Annotated in this window: 17 protein-coding genes; 11 read left to right on the top strand and 6 right to left on the bottom strand. The window is 47.8% G+C overall.

Going from position 1 to position 17,747, the window contains the following annotated elements; translation table 11 throughout:
• The 3 genes from NST33_RS02195 to NST33_RS02185 all read left to right on the top strand — a co-directional run bounded on the left by NST33_RS02195 (position 1) and on the right by NST33_RS02185 (position 3,792).
• A complete protein-coding gene (locus tag NST33_RS02195) occupies positions 1-657 on the top strand; it encodes a response regulator transcription factor (protein ID WP_211084473.1) in 657 nt (218 codons plus the stop codon).
• 250 nt (positions 658-907) lie between these two features.
• On the top strand, positions 908-2,623 hold the full coding sequence (locus NST33_RS02190) for a copper resistance protein CopC (RefSeq protein ID WP_221823872.1): 1,716 nt from the start codon (positions 908-910) through the stop codon (positions 2,621-2,623).
• A gap of 392 nt (positions 2,624-3,015) precedes the next feature.
• The gene (locus tag NST33_RS02185) at positions 3,016-3,792 is read left to right on the top strand and encodes a YcnI family protein (RefSeq protein WP_260632942.1); all 777 of its coding nucleotides are present in this window, start codon (positions 3,016-3,018) and stop codon (positions 3,790-3,792) included.
• Positions 3,793-4,020: 228 nt separating this feature from the next.
• Here NST33_RS02185 and NST33_RS02180 read toward each other — a convergent pair whose 3' ends face one another.
• The 4 genes from NST33_RS02180 to NST33_RS02165 form a co-directional block, all read right to left on the bottom strand.
• The gene (locus NST33_RS02180) at positions 4,021-4,299 is read right to left on the bottom strand and encodes a hypothetical protein (RefSeq protein WP_237177562.1); all 279 of its coding nucleotides are present in this window, start codon (positions 4,297-4,299) and stop codon (positions 4,021-4,023) included.
• A 45-nt stretch (positions 4,300-4,344) separates the two neighbouring features.
• Positions 4,345-5,685: a hypothetical protein gene (locus NST33_RS02175; RefSeq protein ID WP_237177561.1), complete on the bottom strand. Its 1,341-nt coding sequence runs from the start codon at positions 5,683-5,685 to the stop codon at positions 4,345-4,347.
• Positions 5,686-5,700: 15 nt separating this feature from the next.
• On the bottom strand, positions 5,701-5,982 hold the full coding sequence (locus NST33_RS02170) for a hypothetical protein (RefSeq protein WP_100527832.1): 282 nt from the start codon (positions 5,980-5,982) through the stop codon (positions 5,701-5,703).
• 353 nt (positions 5,983-6,335) lie between these two features.
• Positions 6,336-7,592, bottom strand: a complete 1,257-nt coding sequence (locus NST33_RS02165; protein WP_221823869.1) for a DUF445 domain-containing protein — start codon at positions 7,590-7,592, stop codon at positions 6,336-6,338.
• Positions 7,593-7,925: 333 nt separating this feature from the next.
• Here NST33_RS02165 and NST33_RS02160 point away from each other — a divergent pair, with 333 nt between their 5' ends.
• The 3 genes from NST33_RS02160 (at position 7,926) to NST33_RS02150 (ending at position 10,394) form a co-directional block, all read left to right on the top strand.
• Positions 7,926-8,753, top strand: a complete 828-nt coding sequence (locus NST33_RS02160) for an aldo/keto reductase (RefSeq protein WP_339306568.1) — start codon at positions 7,926-7,928, stop codon at positions 8,751-8,753.
• Between the two features lie 274 nt (positions 8,754-9,027).
• Positions 9,028-9,546, top strand: a complete 519-nt coding sequence (locus NST33_RS02155; protein ID WP_339306566.1) for a sigma-70 family RNA polymerase sigma factor — start codon at positions 9,028-9,030, stop codon at positions 9,544-9,546.
• On the top strand, positions 9,543-10,394 hold the full coding sequence (locus NST33_RS02150) for a hypothetical protein (RefSeq protein ID WP_221823863.1): 852 nt from the start codon (positions 9,543-9,545) through the stop codon (positions 10,392-10,394). Before NST33_RS02155 ends, NST33_RS02150 begins: the two co-directional genes overlap by 4 nt.
• A 152-nt stretch (positions 10,395-10,546) precedes the next feature.
• Here the strand turns inward: NST33_RS02150 and NST33_RS02145 are convergent, their stop codons facing one another.
• The gene (locus tag NST33_RS02145) at positions 10,547-11,005 is read right to left on the bottom strand and encodes a cupin domain-containing protein (RefSeq protein WP_076216501.1); all 459 of its coding nucleotides are present in this window, start codon (positions 11,003-11,005) and stop codon (positions 10,547-10,549) included.
• A 257-nt stretch (positions 11,006-11,262) separates the two neighbouring features.
• Here NST33_RS02145 and NST33_RS02140 point away from each other — a divergent pair, with 257 nt between their 5' ends.
• Positions 11,263-12,114 (top strand): AraC family transcriptional regulator, encoded by an 852-nt coding sequence (locus NST33_RS02140; protein WP_017691033.1) that lies wholly within the window; start codon positions 11,263-11,265, stop codon positions 12,112-12,114.
• Positions 12,115-12,266: 152 nt separating this feature from the next.
• Here the strand turns inward: NST33_RS02140 and NST33_RS02135 are convergent, their stop codons facing one another.
• The gene (locus NST33_RS02135) at positions 12,267-13,880 is read right to left on the bottom strand and encodes a glycoside hydrolase family 28 protein (RefSeq protein WP_221823861.1); all 1,614 of its coding nucleotides are present in this window, start codon (positions 13,878-13,880) and stop codon (positions 12,267-12,269) included.
• 487 nt (positions 13,881-14,367) lie between these two features.
• Here NST33_RS02135 and NST33_RS02130 point away from each other — a divergent pair, with 487 nt between their 5' ends.
• From NST33_RS02130 to NST33_RS02115, 4 genes are all read left to right on the top strand, one after another.
• Complete coding sequence (locus tag NST33_RS02130) at positions 14,368-15,096, top strand: amino acid ABC transporter ATP-binding protein (RefSeq protein WP_051449904.1); 729 nt, start codon at positions 14,368-14,370, stop codon at positions 15,094-15,096.
• Positions 15,097-15,135: 39 nt separating this feature from the next.
• A complete protein-coding gene (locus tag NST33_RS02125) occupies positions 15,136-15,966 on the top strand; it encodes a transporter substrate-binding domain-containing protein (RefSeq protein ID WP_017691036.1) in 831 nt (276 codons plus the stop codon).
• 101 nt (positions 15,967-16,067) lie between these two features.
• Complete coding sequence (locus NST33_RS02120; RefSeq protein ID WP_036616642.1) at positions 16,068-16,790, top strand: amino acid ABC transporter permease; 723 nt, start codon at positions 16,068-16,070, stop codon at positions 16,788-16,790.
• A 111-nt stretch (positions 16,791-16,901) separates the two neighbouring features.
• Complete coding sequence (locus NST33_RS02115; protein ID WP_221823860.1) at positions 16,902-17,552, top strand: amino acid ABC transporter permease; 651 nt, start codon at positions 16,902-16,904, stop codon at positions 17,550-17,552.
• The last annotated feature ends 195 nt before the right edge of the window (positions 17,553-17,747 follow it).

Raw genomic sequence — 17,747 nt, 5'->3', positions numbered from 1 at the left:
ATGGAACATGTACGTGTATTGGTTGTTGATGATCATGCGCATGCGCGTGAAGCGATCTGTAGCATTTTATCCGAGGACAGCCTGTTTGAAGTGATTGGTACAGCTTCGAATGGACAGGAAGCGCTGGAGCTCACCGGGCAATGGATGCCCGACCTGATCCTGATGGACGTGCAGATGCCGGGCATGGATGGGCTGGAAGCCACCCGTCAGATCAAGCTGCGATTCCCTTATGTTATTGTTGTTATGGTCACGGTATCGGATGATGTAACGTTTCTGTTCGAAGCACTGAAACAAGGTGCTCAAGGCTATTTGCTCAAAAATCTAACGCCTTCCACCTGGCTTGAATACCTGCGCGCCATCGTCAGTGACGACGCACCGCTCAGTAAGGAACTGGCCTACCGGATTTTGCAGGAGTTTCCCGCACCACGCAGTGAAGATATGCAAGATAACCCGCTAACGGCACGGGAGCTTGAGATTCTGCAATGGGTATCCGCGGGATATACCAATCGGGAGATTGCCGATCAACTCGGTATTTCAGACCAGACGGTGAAGAATCATCTCAAAAACATTTTGCAGAAGCTCCAGCTTGAAAACCGGGTACAGCTCACCCGCTATGCGCTAGAGAGCGGGCTTGCGGGACGTAAACTTCGCAAATAGCGCAGTTTCGTAGTGATATGTGAATGGTAGCACGAACGTAACACATACCTATATGAGATTTGTAACATGAGACGAGATGTTGTTCTGCAACATACACATTCATGCTTTTGTCACATTTATGTAGACCAAATCGTTTTTTTATAGCCCAATGTAGTCATACGCAGTCATTTTGGACAAAGTTATAATGGGTTAGATTGTGCTTAGAGGACCATGAATGACTACAAATCTATAACCTGAGGGTGATGATTTTTTGATTTTCACACGCTTTACCCTGAAATGGGGCAAACGGCACTGGGCATTGGTCACCTGCCTGTTGCTCTTATGTTGCCTTGTTATGCCACAGTGGGCATCTGCCCATGCTTATATTGTTAAGGCTTCGCCAGGAGAAAATGAGATCCTCGTAGCTGCTCCGGAGCAGCTGACGCTGGAGTTTAACGAATCCTTGCAGACGGCCTTTTATGATATCAAAATTACCGGCCCTGACGGCAATCAGGCAGACGATGGAAATGTACAGATTGATGTGGATCGCCCTCATATTCTGGAGACTGGCCTTCAGGCTGGACTCGGGAACGGGACTTATGCCGTTAACTGGAAAGCTGTATCTGCCGATGGGCACCCCATCCAAGGGACATATGTTTTCCACATCGGTGAACCATCCGGTTCTCCTGCCGGACTGAGTGATCTTACATCCGGTTCCGGTTCAACAGGTGGACCGCTGAAATGGATCGTTTCCCTGACAGACTGGATTCAGTATCTCGGATTGTCTGTCATTCTGGGGACACTTGCATTCTTGCTGCTGCGAATTGCACCGACATCCATGACAAGAGAACCTATGGACGTTCCGGGTAGCTACAGATTGTTATGGATCAGCTATGCTGCTGCTTCCTTTGCCGCCTTGGTCAGCCTGCCACTGAATACATTGTATGAATCTGGTGTGGCTCTGAACGAACTAAGCTGGGGACTGATCGGAAGTGCGCTCAAGCTGACATCCTTTGGCCAGATCTGGATGTTACAGATCCTCATTGTAATGCTGCTGGCTGTCACGATTCTCTCCGGATATGATCGCGATCGATCCATCCGTGCTCGCATCTGGTCTTCTTACGGCTCACTTGTGCTCGTGCTTGGATGGCTGTTCACGCATGCCATGACGGGACATCCGGCTGCGGCGGATCAACGTGCGCTCGCGATTGCCATGGATTTCACACATCTGATTGGTGCCGCTTTCTGGATTGGCGCACTAACCGCCATGGCGATATGTCTGCCTCCACTGGCGGATAAGCTGCCATCGAAGGTGCGAGGAGAAGTCTACTGGGTTGCTATTCGCAGGTTTACCGCCTGGGGAATTGGCGCCGTAGCCGCTCTGGTTGCTACTGGGATATACAGCAGTCTGATTATTCTACCAGCACCTGTGCTGACTTCCTTGTTCACTACAGCCTATGGCCTTGTCCTGATTAGCAAGATCGTCCTGCTGATTGTGATGGTTCTCTTTGCATGGCGTCATGCCAGATTAGCAAGAGCAGCAACAGGAAGCAGATTATCCGGCAGCCTGAAAGCTGAGCTTGCTACTGGTGCTGTGATTCTCGCTCTTGCTGCCGTACTGACACACCTGTCTCCAGGACAACCGGCTGCGGTCGGACCGTATCAGGAGACCAAAACTACCGAAGATGGCTCAGCGATCACACTTCAGGTGAGTCCCAATGTAACGGGAGAGAACCAATTTGAAGTCGATGTGAAACGTGCAGATGGAAGTATCGTTAACGATCTGGAACAGATCACCCTGTCACTCACACATCTGGACATGGATATGGGAATCTATGAGATCACCATTCCGAAAAATGACACCGGTGTGTACAAGGCTGAAGATTACATCTCCATGCCTGGACGCTGGAATATCAAGGTACATCTCCTGACCAAAACGTTGGATGCACTAGATGCCGAATTTGAGATTGATACCGCCAAGCCATAGTTACACAACGTTTAAATTGAAAAGTGACCCAATCTAAAATTAGTGTTTCTACAAACTGCAAATGTAGTGAAGTGAAGGGAATGAAATTGATTCTGGAGAAGCGAAGCTAAAAGTTTTCTGATCTACACGAGAACGGAGAGGACAGAAATAGCGTGAAGAAGCGAAGCGTTCGCCTTTATCCCCGGATTTTACCCTTTAAGAAAAGGGAATCAAAAAATCTGGGGATAACAGCGATCGGAAGGTTATTCTGTCATCGAAGTAGCAAGTGTAACCTGCTTTTAATCATTCGAAAGAACCAATCGTAACCGAAGCGATGCTTTGCAGAACGTAGACACTCATTTAAGAAAATGGGCCGAATCATATATGATAAGAACTGAGAGGGGTTATTTATTTTGAAGAAAACATCATGGATTTCCAAACTAACATCCACTATCGCAACAGGTACCGCAGCATTCATGTTATTCGCCGGATTCGCGAGCGCTCACGTTACCGTTAGCCCATCCGTTGCACAGACAAGCGCATGGCAGACGTACACGATTAAGATTCCATCCGAGAAAGAACTGCCTACGACCAAAATCACCATGAAAGTTCCGGAAGGTGTTGCATTCAAGCAATATCAACCACTGGCAGGCTGGAAAATCACTACAGAGAAGAACGATTCCAATGAAGTAACATCAATTACGTGGGAGATTGACGGCGATAACGAGGGAATTCTGGCAGGACAATTCCAGCAGTTCAACTTCGTTGCACAGAACCCTAAGGCGGAAAGTGAAGTAGCTTGGGATGCATTCCAATACTACAGCGATGGCAGCATCGTAGAATGGACAGGCCAACCAAGTGATGCCAACCCGCACAGTATCACAACGATTAGCGAAGATCCGGCTGCTGCTGGTAATGCTGCGGCAGGTGGAGGTCATGCCAACGATGGACACGATAGTGCAGGTACAGAAGGCGCCACTGGGGATAATGCAGCTACCGACGATAGCAAAGCAAACGATGACACCACGCTGGGCGATGCCCTCAATGACACCGTTACAGGTGAACCAAACAACACGGATACAGACCCGGGTACGCTGAAGCTTCAACAAGCAACGTTGATCGTATCCATTCTGGCTCTGATTCTGTCCTTCTTGGGAATCGCGTTGGCTACACGCCGCAAAAAACGTTAAGAACTAACTCACAGATTTACGAAAACCTGAGAAAAATTCAGATAACAAAGAAGCCTATGGCACCGGGATCAAACCCGGTATGCCATAGGCTTTTTTAGCTATCATCATCTTGATTGGCTACCCATGTTCTTTACAATCCGTGGTTAAGGCTCTAATCATGCCGCTCCACGGTCACACTCTTATCCAAGCTGATTGCCATCCGCAATATGGCATCAGCCTTACCACTCTTTAGCGTTCCTGATCCGTCTGGATCATGATCTCAATGTATTGCAGCAAGCTTTTCTTCTGCTGTTCGATGGATTGAATACGTCTGGACAGGCCCGCAAAAAACTCTTCAATCTGCTGTCTTGTATGATCAGCAGACTGGCCTTTCCAATCGTTCAGGCGACTGTATAACGCCCTCGCTTCCTGTTCATCGGCTTGCAGACGGGCAAGCAGCTGTGTCAGTTCTTTTTCCGCGATTCGAAGATCATTCAATTCCACCAGCAATTGTCCACCCACTTGCATTCCCCTCCCCCATGTACGTGATATCGACATTAACCAACGTGGTTCCTAATTAAAATGAACCGGACTCTCGTCCGCCTGCCGGAAAGCATCTGCTTTCTCATCAATAAAGTTCAGGAACTGACTGGTATGTTTCATATGCCATGTGCTAAGTTCTTGAATCGACGCGTCCAGTTGGGTGACAATCGGCTCCAGCCTGCGACTGCGACTTGTATGCAGGTATTGAGCCATGCGGCTTCGTACCTGGTTTAGCTCAGCATTGCATTGTTGTGCATTTTGCTTCCACCGCGAAGCGACACTTTTCAGTTCTTCCGGCGTTACCTGAATCAGTCCTGAAGCCGCAGCAGCCGAAGCCATACCTCCACCGCCGCCAGACTTGGAACGTAACGGACCTAAGTTCTTGCTGAACGGTCCCATGTGATCCATAAGGCGTGGTGAATAGCGGATTCTCTCTCCAGTAATCGGATCGTACAGGTCATTGGATATGTAACCATTTTTGAAATCATATTGATCCAGACTGTGATAGTTTTCCCCGCCAAATGAGTTCTTGGCTTTATCGATAATACTCACGCCGTCATTCGCCGAGTCATAATCGGAGTTGATGTAATAGGTCGATCCCACATGCCGGTCATATCCTCCCAGCGTTCCGCTGGCTACCAGATCACTTGGATTGGCATAGTTCACAACCTGCCCGTCAAATGCACCCGCTTCTGCCCGGCGCCGCATTTCTGGCGTCAGATTACCCATTACAGATGGTGCACTAAACGTCACGGCTGGAATTCCGGTATAAGCAGATGCATATTGTGCATTTCCCCCGCCCAAGGAATGTCCGGTCATCGAGAAATTCAGATCCTTATGCTTGTTCTGCATGTGATTTGCGTAGTCTTCGGATTGATACATCTGATTGGCCCAGCCTGTAGGGGAAACGGTTTTTTCAATATCCTTTACGCGATCACCCGTCCAGTTCTCCACGTCTCTTACCCTGTCACCAGCCCAATCCTCCACTTTGGATATCCCCGTGAAGTCCTTGACACCTTCGACCCCTTTGTCGAGCCAATCCGGCGTAAGATTATTGACAAAATTCCCGGCCTCCTGCTGGCCCTTACGAATCAATTCTCCGCCCCCAATGCGGCCATCCATGACAAAGTCAGGTACAGAGCGATCCAAGGACGCACTTCCTTCTGTACCACGATAAGCAATGACAGCTTCCTTGGTCTCGGGATTATAAAATGTTACGGCATCAAAACCGGAAAATTTATTGCTTTCCGTCCCCTCAAGGACCTCCCATCCGGGAAGTTCCGTTAATTTGTCTCCAGCCTTTTGATCCTGGTAGGCTAGATCAGACATCGTTTTATACGTTTCATCATCAATATTGGACCCGTTACTCAATAACTACACCTCCCTTTATTTGTCGTATGGATTATGTCCCTTGGCCATCATCACTTCCTCAATCTCAGGGCTAATGACCAGGTTCTTGGTTACTTTCTTTTTATAGTCGTACGAAATGCCAAAGCTCTGATCTTCATGATCTTTCACATGCCCTTTCAGCCCAATCTGGGACACTGCCATTTCCGGCAACAACTCTTTGCTTGTAATCACAACATCCAGTTCAAACTTCTGCTTGAAGTGCTGAATTACGGTTGCTTCAGCTTCTTGGTATAGAGCTTCCTTCTCACTTGCATTCATGTTCTGACAACCTCCCAAAAATATAGTAAACACCATCATTAGTGTGAACAAACCCTTCAACCACCCTGCACGTTTAATACGGATCCCCCCTCATGATAGAATAGAGGCATTCACTATATGTGAAGTACACCCTATTCATCTGTTACCTGCATCATAGTACAAAATCAACATGAGCCATATCGGCTAACAGAATCGTTTTCATGTAACTTTCTTCCTATATGATTCAAATAGGACACTTTGGTGTACATTACCCACTTTCCTAATTCTTGCATCAAGTACATCATAATTTTCCCATCCACGACAAAAAGAGCCTGCTCCTCGAAAGAGCGGCCCTCCTTTTGCATGATTTACTGTTATGCCAATGCCATCTGCAGCGCAGTCAGCGCAATCCCGATAACAAATCCGGTAACGGCTCCGTTGATCCGAATCCATTGCAGATCCTGTCCAACCTTATCCTCAATCATCGAAACCAAAGTGGCATTGTCCATTTTGTCCACATTTTCGCGTACCAGTTTACCGATTTTGGAATGGTTTTTCTCCAGCAGTGTTGTGACGCCATTTATAATCTTGGCATTCATGCCTGTCATCAACTCGTCATCTGCCCGCAGATCAACCAATACCCGCTCAATGGCAGGCAGTGCATACGTATCTACATACTGTCCATCTTCCATCGCGGCGAGCGCCTTGTCTCTCAGTTCGGTGAGTTTGTTCAGCACCGTTTCCTCTGCGTTCCAACCCTCCAGCATATTGTTCTTCCAATTGTTGATTCCATCTTGCATAGCCTCGCTCATTGCCAAACGCACCGTCTGGGTACGTACCATATCAAGCACCTTGTACCTTAGAGCGCTGCCTTCACGTTTCATATCCTCTACCCGATCGAAGAGATATCCTTGTAAAATGCCACCCAGACGCTCCTCGTTCATATAACCCAGGAACGCATTCATCGCAAACTGCATCAATCCGTTCATCTGAATGCCGCTGATGGCTTTCATGCCGCTTTCACCCAAAAACATGATCGTCTCGGGTTTAACCAGCCACTCCTCGGCTTGCTTCAGTCCGTAGTCCAGCGCTTTGGCGTCATAACCCCGCTCTGTCATCTGGTGGGCAGCCCGTTCCAGAATCGGACCCAGATCAAAGGCGCCCGCTTGTGACTTGATCTCACGTGCCACGAGCGGAGCAATCTGCTCTAACGGCAGACCCGCCAGAATTCGCTTGCAGAGTGTATCAATCATCGTCTTGATCCCGTCACTGTGAAGCTCACGGGTCAACGTATCGAGTACCGTCTCTGCTGCTTTGAAATCTGCAATTTTCTCGGTAATACTGTCTTTGTTTAGCAAGTTATTCTCTACTGCGGAGACCAGACCTTCCGTCATTTTATCACGATTTTTCGGCAGCAATGCCGTGTGTGGAATGGGAATGCCGAGCGGGTGACGGAATAATGCGGTAACTGCGAACCAGTCCGCAAGTCCACCCACGAGTCCCGCTTCAAATGATCCTACCAGCAACTTGCCCACAGGAGCGCCCTGGAACGGCAAGGATGCAGCAAATCCTGCTCCCATCACTACGAGAGACCAGGCAGCTGCTTTTTTGGTTTGTTTAGGTTTAGCCATTGTATTCTTGCTCCTTTATCGTTAATCGTACGGTCCGGTCTGTACCCGATTCCGTACTTCGTCTGTTCTTATGTAAACTCTCCAATTACAAAGTCTTGACTTCCATGTTTCGTATACTTCATCTTATCACCCACAAGCGTCAAAACCAAACCTCTGGTTGAGGAAAAAGGATAATAGCGGCGTTTGTCTCGTAAAATGGATCGCTCCCTTTTCCAATACAAGGAAGAGTTTAGTATAATCATTCAAGACGGCTCTTCGATATCGATTGGCTGCTGAACAGCAGGGTAATTACATAGTGGAACAATGAATCAATAAGAGGAGGAATTTCGGACCATGAAACACGTGCAGGACACAACCACACTCTATAACGGAGTCAAAATGCCATGGCTGGGGTTTGGGGTATTCAAAGTTAAAGACGGAGACGAAGTCGTTCATGCTGTCAAAACAGCCATTCAAGCTGGTTATCGCAGCATCGACACAGCCAAAGCGTATAACAACGAAACAGGTGTCGCTCAGGGTATTCGTGAATCTGGAGTAGCTCGTGAGGATCTGTTCATTACCACTAAAGTATGGAATAGCGATCAGGGATATGAATCCACGCTAGCTGCCTTTGAAGCCAGCATGGAACGACTTGAACTGGAGTACCTGGATCTCTATCTCATCCACTGGCCGGTTAAGGGCAAGTACAAAGATACATGGAGAGCGCTGGAGAAACTCCATAAAGAAGGACGCATCCGGGCGATCGGTGTGAGCAACTTCCAGATTCACCATCTGGAAGACTTGATGATCGATGCCACGATCAAACCAGCAGTTAATCAGGTGGAGCTTCACCCACTATTAATTCAGTCAGAGCTTCGTGAGTACTGCAACAAACATCAGATTCAGATTGAAGCCTGGTCTCCGCTCGGACAAGGTCATCTGATGGATTATCCGTTGCTGAAGGATATCGCCGCCAAATACAGCAAGTCCCCCGCACAAGTAATTCTGCGCTGGGATCTGCAGAACGGCATCGTGACGATACCGAAATCCGTCACCCCTGAGCGTATTCGCGCGAACGCCGATCTCTATGATTTTGAGTTAACTTCGGAAGAAATAGAGCAGATTAACGGCCTGAACGAGAACAAACGCTTTGGTTCTGATCCAGATAACTTTAACTTCTAATATAAGCAGATGAATTCGATTACACCCGCCTTCGATCTTGGAAGAGCGGGTGTTTTGGTATGTGATGTTATAGGCCAACTATTCGTTGTTAAGAATGGAGGCGAGGCTCATTATCCTATACAGGGCCGAAAGAAAAAAGTTTTTTTGACCGTTTAGAACTATTTTGTCTCCTCATCAGTCTAACGAGTGTCAAGCGAACTCAAGCACTTATATAGAATCCAGGCCTGGAACAAGCGGTGACTTGAATATTTAGGTTGATCAGGGGGGATCAGGAGTGATTAGACTGAACCATAAAAAGACAAAAGAAGAACAGTTCAGCGAAAAAATAACAGAGATTCAAAATAAATTATATCGACTGGCATACTGCTATGTTAAAAATGAACAAGAAGCGCTGGATATCGTATCCGAAGCGGTCTATAAAGGGTTCATCGCTTATGGAAAGATGGAGTCCATGACTTATTTTGATTCCTGGATGTCACGAATTGTGATTAACACGGCGATAGATCATATTCGACGTAACCAGCGAGTGACCTATATGGAGGATCATGCGCAGGAGTTTGTGGCTCCAGAGCGAGGGGCGTCGCTGGAAGAAAAAATGGATCTATATGATGCACTGGACCGGCTTATCCCCGAGGAAAGAGCTTATATTATATTAAAAATCTTTGTGAATCTGCCTTTTCGAGAGATGGCTGAAGTGCTCTCCATACCGGAAAATACAGTTAAGTCCAAATTCTATCGTATTATCAAAAAATTAAAAATTTATTTGATTGAAGGAGAGGTCGAGAACGTATGACAGGAAAAGATCGATACGAAAATATTGAAATCCCTGCTCAACTTAATGACGTTATTCATCGTGCACAGAAAAGAGCCGCTGCTCGCAAGAGTTCATCTCGAATGATTCGTTATGCCTCAGTCATAGCGGCATGTGCTGCTTTTCTCTTCGTGGTGAACATCCCTTCCGTAGCAAACGCCATGTCCAAAATACCTGTGGTCGGAACGATTGTTCAGGTACTTCAATTCGGCGATGGCGGCAAGATTACCGATGGAGTAACTGTCGGATCGGAAGCAACCGAAAATACGCTTAAAATCAATTTTAGCACCGACGAGCAAGATCAGACTAATGATGCGCCCCATTATAATGTGGTACACAAAGAAGCACCGAATCGTATCCTCTTCACTTTTAGCGGTGCACGTTACATGGATATAGAGAAAGTCAAAGCCGACTTCATGACCCAGCCTTTAGTGAAAGATGTTTATGGTTCCATGATTTTAGACGACTCTTCCGTCGGATTCGTAGTTGTACTGAAAGAAGGGGTACAGTATGCCGTAACGGAATTCAAGAACCCTGGATACCTGGAAGTGAAACTGACTTCCGACGGCAAACCGGTCACACCTTGGAAAGTATACTCTCTCCGCACAGAATCAATGCCTTTTGGAGAATCGATGGGTATAATTAAAGAATCCTATCCGGATGAGGACATCTCTTTCCTCAAAACGCCCACTGGTGAGTTTACAGCAGTTATTGGAGAATATCTTACCGCTGAAGAAGCTGAACAGAAGCTTAAAGAACTCGCTCAGCAACCGGATTATCATGAGGAGTTTTATGTGGACAGCTGGATGAGTAACGAGAATCCCAAGTGATCAGTTATTGCCAAAAGTGATGCTTATTCAAAAGGGAATGATCTATCCCTGAACTGGGTACAGACCTTAGCATACTTAATACGCGCAATCCAAAAAAATCCCGATTCGGATGCCTATGCACCTGGATCGGGATTTCGTGATAAAAGTTATACTTAGCCTTTGGATACCAGCTTGAAATCATCAAAGTGGAAACCTGGCGCTACTACGCAAGTTACCAGTACAGGCTCATCGCCCAGCGGACGTGCTGTCTGCCATACGCCGGCAGGAACGAGCACCTGTGGTGATTGCCCCGCAGCAATATCCATCCCCAGAACAAGAACTTCCTCGTTCTCCGGGTTCTCCCCGTTGCCGCCCAGCTTCAGTTCAACCGGACTGCCGCTGTGCCACAGCCAAAGTTCATCGGACAGAACCGTATGCCACTCGGAGATTTCATGTGCATGCAGCAGGAAATATGTGGAACTTGCCGAGAATCGTGGGCCGGAGTATGTATCCGGCAGAACGGACTGTGGAATCTGATAAGATGCCTTCCATTCTTCCTTATACCAACCGCCTTCAACGTGAGGCTGCATATTGAGCGCAGCAACCAATGGCGATAATTCATGTGTCGTCATAACCTGTTTCCTTCCTTCCAAATCATATTGGAGACACTCCTTAACCAGAGTTTCGCCTCTCTCTCCCTACTCTAAAACATCATTCAAGTTTTGTCACCTTGACAGCACATAAGTGCCTTGCCGAATTCGTTCTCTCGGTATTTAACGATAGGATTAAAGAAATATTTCATTTCCAATGATAGCGTTTACAAAAAGATGGATGTTCCGTTATGATATGGATATCGTTGTTAATCCGTGAAGCAGAGGGGAGCTGTACCATGAGTCTCATAGAGGACCGGATTGGACCCAAATACCGAATCGGTGAACATTCATTTACCATTGAACATATGCGCAGACATGATGGGAATGGTATGCCACAACCTCACGCTCATCCATTCTACGAACTGTATTACTTACTTGAAGGTGAACGAGTGTATTCCATGAATGGTCAGATTCTGTCCGCCCGCAAGGGTGATTTCATTCTGATTAATCCACACGATGTACATACCACCTCCAAAGGAAGTATTCCCGGCTTCGAACGGATATTAATCGGTTTTTCGCCTGCTTTTGCAACGGGGATGGAACTTGGCATATGTGGTCTGCTGCCTTTTAATTGTTCAAGACTCCTTCGCCTGCCTGAAGCGGAACAGCCCGAGATGGAGCGTATATTGTGGCAGATGCTGCAAGAATGCAAAGAGCGACGCCCTCACTATGAGATCGCCGTAAGAAGTCTGCTTGCCCAACTTTTGATCCGTATTCATCGGGTAGAGGAGAACATCCGGCAGTCATGCCCCGGCCCCTTGCATCCGATGCAGGACAAAATCAGTGAAATCGTCACTTATGTGAATAAAAACTATACCGAACCACTTACGCTGGAGGGTGCAGCCAATCGTTTTTATATCAGCCCATCCTATCTGAGCCGGATGTTCAGCCGATTTACGGGGTTTCGATTCAGCGAATACTTGCGTGTTGTCCGCGTCCGAGAGGCACAGCGAAGACTGCTTTCCACACAAGAGCGTGTACAAATGATCGCAGAGAAGGTAGGATTTGAGCATACGGCTCATTTTAACAAAACATTCAAACAGGTTACCGGTACAACACCGCTGCGCTATCGCAAGGAACACCGGTAGATCATCCGATAACTTCATATAAAAGCCGAGTGGGTGGCCTTGCTCCAGAGATTACGCATCCCTTATATCGTGAAGCACCACGATTACTGGATCTATGGCTACGCCACTGCGGCTGAGTTTGACCAACTTGTATAAACCTTATTACATAACTTTTACCTGCGAATGATCACACCACTTCGTACCTCGGGACCAACAGAGATCTGGCGACCTTCTGTGTCGGCATCACCTTCTCGGCAGACAATGCCTGCGGATTCGTGTCCTGTCACCATCAGAAGTCGGCCATCTGCGCCTTTGCCCTGAATGCTCTCTAATTCTGCCCCTTTACACTGGTGCAAATGAACCAGCGGACCTTCGGTGATCTGCGCCTGCAATTCAGCGATATGCAGATGTTTCGCATGAGCACATTGGATACCACTGCGGGCTTGCACGCTGTAACGCTGGATGATCACCCCATCCAAAGGCAGTTCCGGCAATCCACTCACAAGCAACGCAGTGTCGGCACCAGCACAGACCACATCCGATATTCGAATATCCCGGAACACTGGCGTCTCTTCGCTAATCTCCTGAGACAGATCACTGCCCCGGGCAGAGCCCTCCTGATTCGCATAGAAAAAGGAAAACGAGATGGCTTCCATAATGATATCTTTCATATATATACGCTCAATCTGAATGTCCTCAACCACTCCGCCGCGCCCACGTGCGCTTTTGAAGCGAAGTCCAATGTCCGTTCCGATAAACGTACAATCCGATACTCGCACATGCCGCACACCACCGGACATTTCACTGCCAATGACAAACCCGCCATGACCGTGATACACCGTGCAATCCCGAATGGTGATGTACTCCGATGGCAGGCCAAGCTCACGGCCTTCGGCGTCCTTGCCTGATTTTAGACAGATCGCATCATCACCGACATCGAATATACTCTTCTCCACCACCACATGACGACAGGATTCAATGTCCAGCCCATCTCCATTCTGAGAAAACCACGGATTCCGCACACTCACGTTACGAATGGTGACATGCTCAGATGCCCAGGGGTGCAGATTCCATGCAGGTGAGTTCTGGAACGTTGGACCGTCCAGCAATACCCGTTTGCATCTCCGTAAACTGACCATGTTGGGACGCAAAAAGTCTCTAACTTCTTCATAGGCAGTGGTATCACTTACCTGCTCCTGATGCAATCGATTCGCAATGGTGCCGCCTTCAAGTGCAGCTGTGGTAGGCCACCAGATTTCTTCATCCCCACCGGATTGCTCTACAACACCACCGGAAGCGACTAATTTTTTCCATTGTGAAGTGGTCATTTTGGAGCGTTTCACCGGACGCCACGCTTCCCCGCCACCATCCCATATCCCCTCACCAGTAATCGCAATATCCTCCAGTTGATCACCATCGATCGGGGATTGGCAACGTACCACCTGCCAGCCTTCGAAGCTTGATGCAATTAATGGGTATTGATCGAAATCTCGGCTAAATGTAACCAGTGCCCCTGCTTCCACATGTAGCTCGATCCGGCTGCGCATTACAATCGGACCTGTGAGCCATACCCCGGCAGGAATAACGATTCTCCCACCTCCTGCTTCAGCACATGAAGCGATGGCAAGTCGGAACATCTCCGTATTATCTGTTACTCCGTCTCCAACAGCTCCATAGTCTGTAAGCTGAAAATCCTGAGCAGGAATGACAGGCAAATTGGCTTCATAAGCTCGAACATCGAACTGGGCACTTGCTCCTGTCGACATTGGGGAGTGATATGTATTCATCGTGCAGAATCATCCTCTCTACATGTAATGGAATTGTTATGGGATCAATGATCAATATATCGCTTTTACTTTCTTTACTTACGTTCAAACGGACACTCTCTCACTCCATCATATCAATGGCATGACGTGTAGGGTTGAGCTTTCTTGCCATGTACACGTGGAACTTGATGCTATTTGTTTTGTTAATCAGAGTCATAAATCAAACATCACTTCTAGTATACTCTATACAACTATTCCAAAGGTTGGAAAACAACTAGGAGAATAGATTCATTTTTCTGTCAGGATTCGTCACAAGGGAGTTAATAACATGACAGATATATAACATATTTTCTGGCTATAGCCCTAGGTTACACATTACTTATGTCATGTTTTATCACAAACCAATTGCCATAAGCAGGATGACTATGTATGATTAAATAACTAGTTTCAATTTATTCCTTATTATCCCTTTTACACACAGACGTTGCAGAAAGGATGGGGTGTACTCTTGATTGAATTTAGGGGTGTCCAGAAGCATTTCGGTCATTTTCATGTCCTCAAGGATATCCATCTTCACATTGAAGAAGGAGAGGTCGTCGTCATTATCGGACCTTCCGGCTCCGGCAAAAGCACATTACTCCGCTGTATTAACCGCCTGGAGACCATTACCGAAGGTGAACTTGTCGTCAGTGGGATTCCTCTACATCAGAAAAAGGTGGACATTAACCTCTTCCGCCGTGACATCGGCATGGTATTTCAACACTTCAATCTGTATCCTCACAAAAAAGTCATCGATAACATTACCCTTGCACCCATGAAGGTGCGCAAACAACCCAAAGAACAAGCAGCCGCAACAGCAATGAAGTATCTGACCCGAGTGGGCATTGCCGACAAAGCAGACAGTTATCCCTCCCAGTTGTCCGGTGGACAGCAACAAAGGGTAGCCATCGCCAGAGGACTCGCCATGGAGCCCAAAATCATGCTTTTTGATGAACCTACCTCCGCACTCGATCCCGAGATGATCGGGGAAGTCCTCGATGTTATGCGTTCCCTTGCCCATAATGGCATGACCATGGTCGTCGTTACCCATGAGATGGGATTCGCCCGCGAAGTTGCGGACCGGGTCATCTTCATGGACGAAGGCCGAATTGTTGAAGAGGCCAACGCTGCTGAATTTTTTGACAACCCCAGAGAAGAACGAGCACAGCAATTCCTGAGCCGTCTGATTCATCATTGAGAATAATCCAATATTCCATTTTGAAAGGGGTCTTTATTCATGAAGAAATTATTGAAATGGCCATCATTTATGCTTGTCCTCATTCTCTCCCTTGTATTGTCAGGTTGTAGTACAGGTACAGATACACCTTCAGCGAGCGGTGGTGGTGACGCCGAGGCGAAAGGCACAATTGAGCGGATTAAGGAACGCGGCAAGCTCATTGCCGGTGTGAAATACGATACGAAGTTGTTTGGCTTGAAAGATCCCGCAAGTGGCAACGTTGAAGGGTTCGATATTGATATCGCCAAGGCACTCGCCAAACAGATCCTTGGAGATGAGACAAAGGTCGAACTGAAAGAGGTCACTTCCAAGACGCGTATTCCCATGCTGCAAAATGGAGACATCGACATCATCATCGCCACAATGACGATTACGGATGAGCGTAAGGAACAGGTAGATTTCAGTGATGTTTATTTTGAAGCAGGGCAGTCCCTGCTGGTGAAAAACGACAGTGCAATTACCGGCTTGGAAAGCCTCAGCGGGGTGAAAGTACTCGCGGTGAAAGGTTCCACATCTGCTCAGAATATTCGCGAGAAAGCCCCGGATGCTGAGGTGCTTGAATTCGATAACTATCAGGATGCATTCACTGCTCTCAAAGCAGGTAAAGGCGAAGCGCTGACCACAGATAACATCATCCTCATCGGCATGCAACAGACGGATAACAGCTTCCAATTGGTTGGTGGTAATTTCACAAGCGAACCTTATGGTATGGCCATTCGCAAAGGCGACACTGCCTTCGTGGAGGAAGTCAACACGCTGCTCAAAAGCATGAAAGACAGCGGGGAATATGACACATTACATGAGAAATGGCTGGGCTCCAAGCCCGAGTAACCCGAATTAAGATAGGTAAGCGGCGAATTCGTCTGCTGGATGCGAAGCATGAGCAGACGTAATCGCCGTTTCTACATCTGGAGAACGGAGGCTTCGCCTATATGGGCACATTGGATTTCAGCGTACTAATGCGACACTCGGATCGTTTTCTGGAAGGGTTCCTGAATACCATTCAAGTGAGCATTATGGCTCTCATTGGCAGCTTTATCCTTGGCGCGATCCTGGCTATCTTTCGGATATCCCCTGTGAAACCGCTGAACTGGATCGGCACGGCTTTTGTGGAATTTATCCGAAACATCCCATTGCTGCTGGTTGTGTTTTTCTTCTATCTTGGACTGCCTGCACTAGGCATCTCGCTGGATGGGTTTGTCTCCGGCACTCTGGGTCTGACCATCTACACCGCCGCTTTCATTGCCGAAGCGATCCGAGCGGGCATTCAGACGGTGCCGCGTGGACAACTGGAAGCAGCAAGGTCCTCCGGCTTGTCCTATGTACAGGCCATGAACCTGATCATTCTGCCCCAGGCCATCAAAATTGTGTTGCCGTCCATTGGCAACCAGTTCATCAATTTGGTCAAAAACTCATCCATTCTTGCCGTTGTTGCCGGTATGGATCTTATGTATTTTGCCGACCTGGTTAACTCGGATACATTCCAGCCGCTAAGTGTGTACACCATTGTTGCGCTGTTCTATCTGGTGCTGACACTACCACTCAGCTTTCTGGTGCATTATATGGAGCGCAGGTTTGGACAGAGCGATGCAGAAGCGCGCAGCACCAAAGGCAAACCGAAAAAGAACAAACCGGCAGGTCAGGTCACCATGTAGCAGATTGACTTGTACCTGCGCAGATTTTCAGGGAAATATATCGACTTGTCCATGCCCCATCTATTGATCTTCGATATTCCATTCCTGCATACAGAAGGAGGCTAATAAAATATGGACTTTAGCGGGGCCTATGCGTGGCCCAACCTTCGTTTCCTGCTTCAAGGATTCCTGATTACCCTGCAGGTAGCAGGGCTATCCATTATATTCAGCTTTGTGCTTGGCACTGTGCTGGGTACGATCCGGTATACCCGTATCCCTGTTCTGTCACAGATCGTGGCAGTGATCGTGGATACGATCCGGAATCTGCCGCTGTTGCTCATCATTTTCTTCATTCACATGGTACTTCCGCAGCTCGGGATTAAAATGTCCGTCTTCTGGTCCACGGTCGTTGGACTGAGTCTGTTTGAAGGCGCGATGATTGCCGAGATCGTCCGTAGCGGTCTGAAGTCCGTTGAGCGCGGTCAGGTGGAAGCTGCCCGCTCCTCGGGCCTCAGCTACATGCAGACCCTCGGTGGCATCATCATGCCACAGGCGCTACGCCGCATGTCCCCGCCGATGGTCAGCCAGTTCATCTCACTCCTGAAGGATACTTCACTGGCGATCATCATCTCTCTGCCGGAGTTGATGCACAACGTGCAGATCCTTGGTGGTCAAAGTTTCGATTACATTATCCCGGCCCTGCTGCTCGCAGCCGTACTGTATTTTGCCATCAACTACGCGCTGTCCATTGTCGCAAGGCGACTTGAGGCACGGATGAATTGATAATCAGAGGGAGTAACGCATGAGAACGCCCCAAAAACTCTAAATTCACCTATGCTATGCAGTGGATTTGGAGTCTTTGGGGCTACAATTATGCTCATCATTCAATTCACGAGCCTCCCACCAATTTCTAACGAACTGAGGGAAGCTTATTTAGCTATTTGTGGGATAGTTTCTAATCTAACGAATCGTAGACGC

This window comes from Paenibacillus sp. FSL L8-0435, assembly GCF_037965655.1.
Lineage (GTDB): Bacteria > Bacillota > Bacilli > Paenibacillales > Paenibacillaceae > Paenibacillus.
Note: the sequence above shows the minus strand (reverse complement) of the source record. Positions and strands in the feature narration are given on the sequence as shown.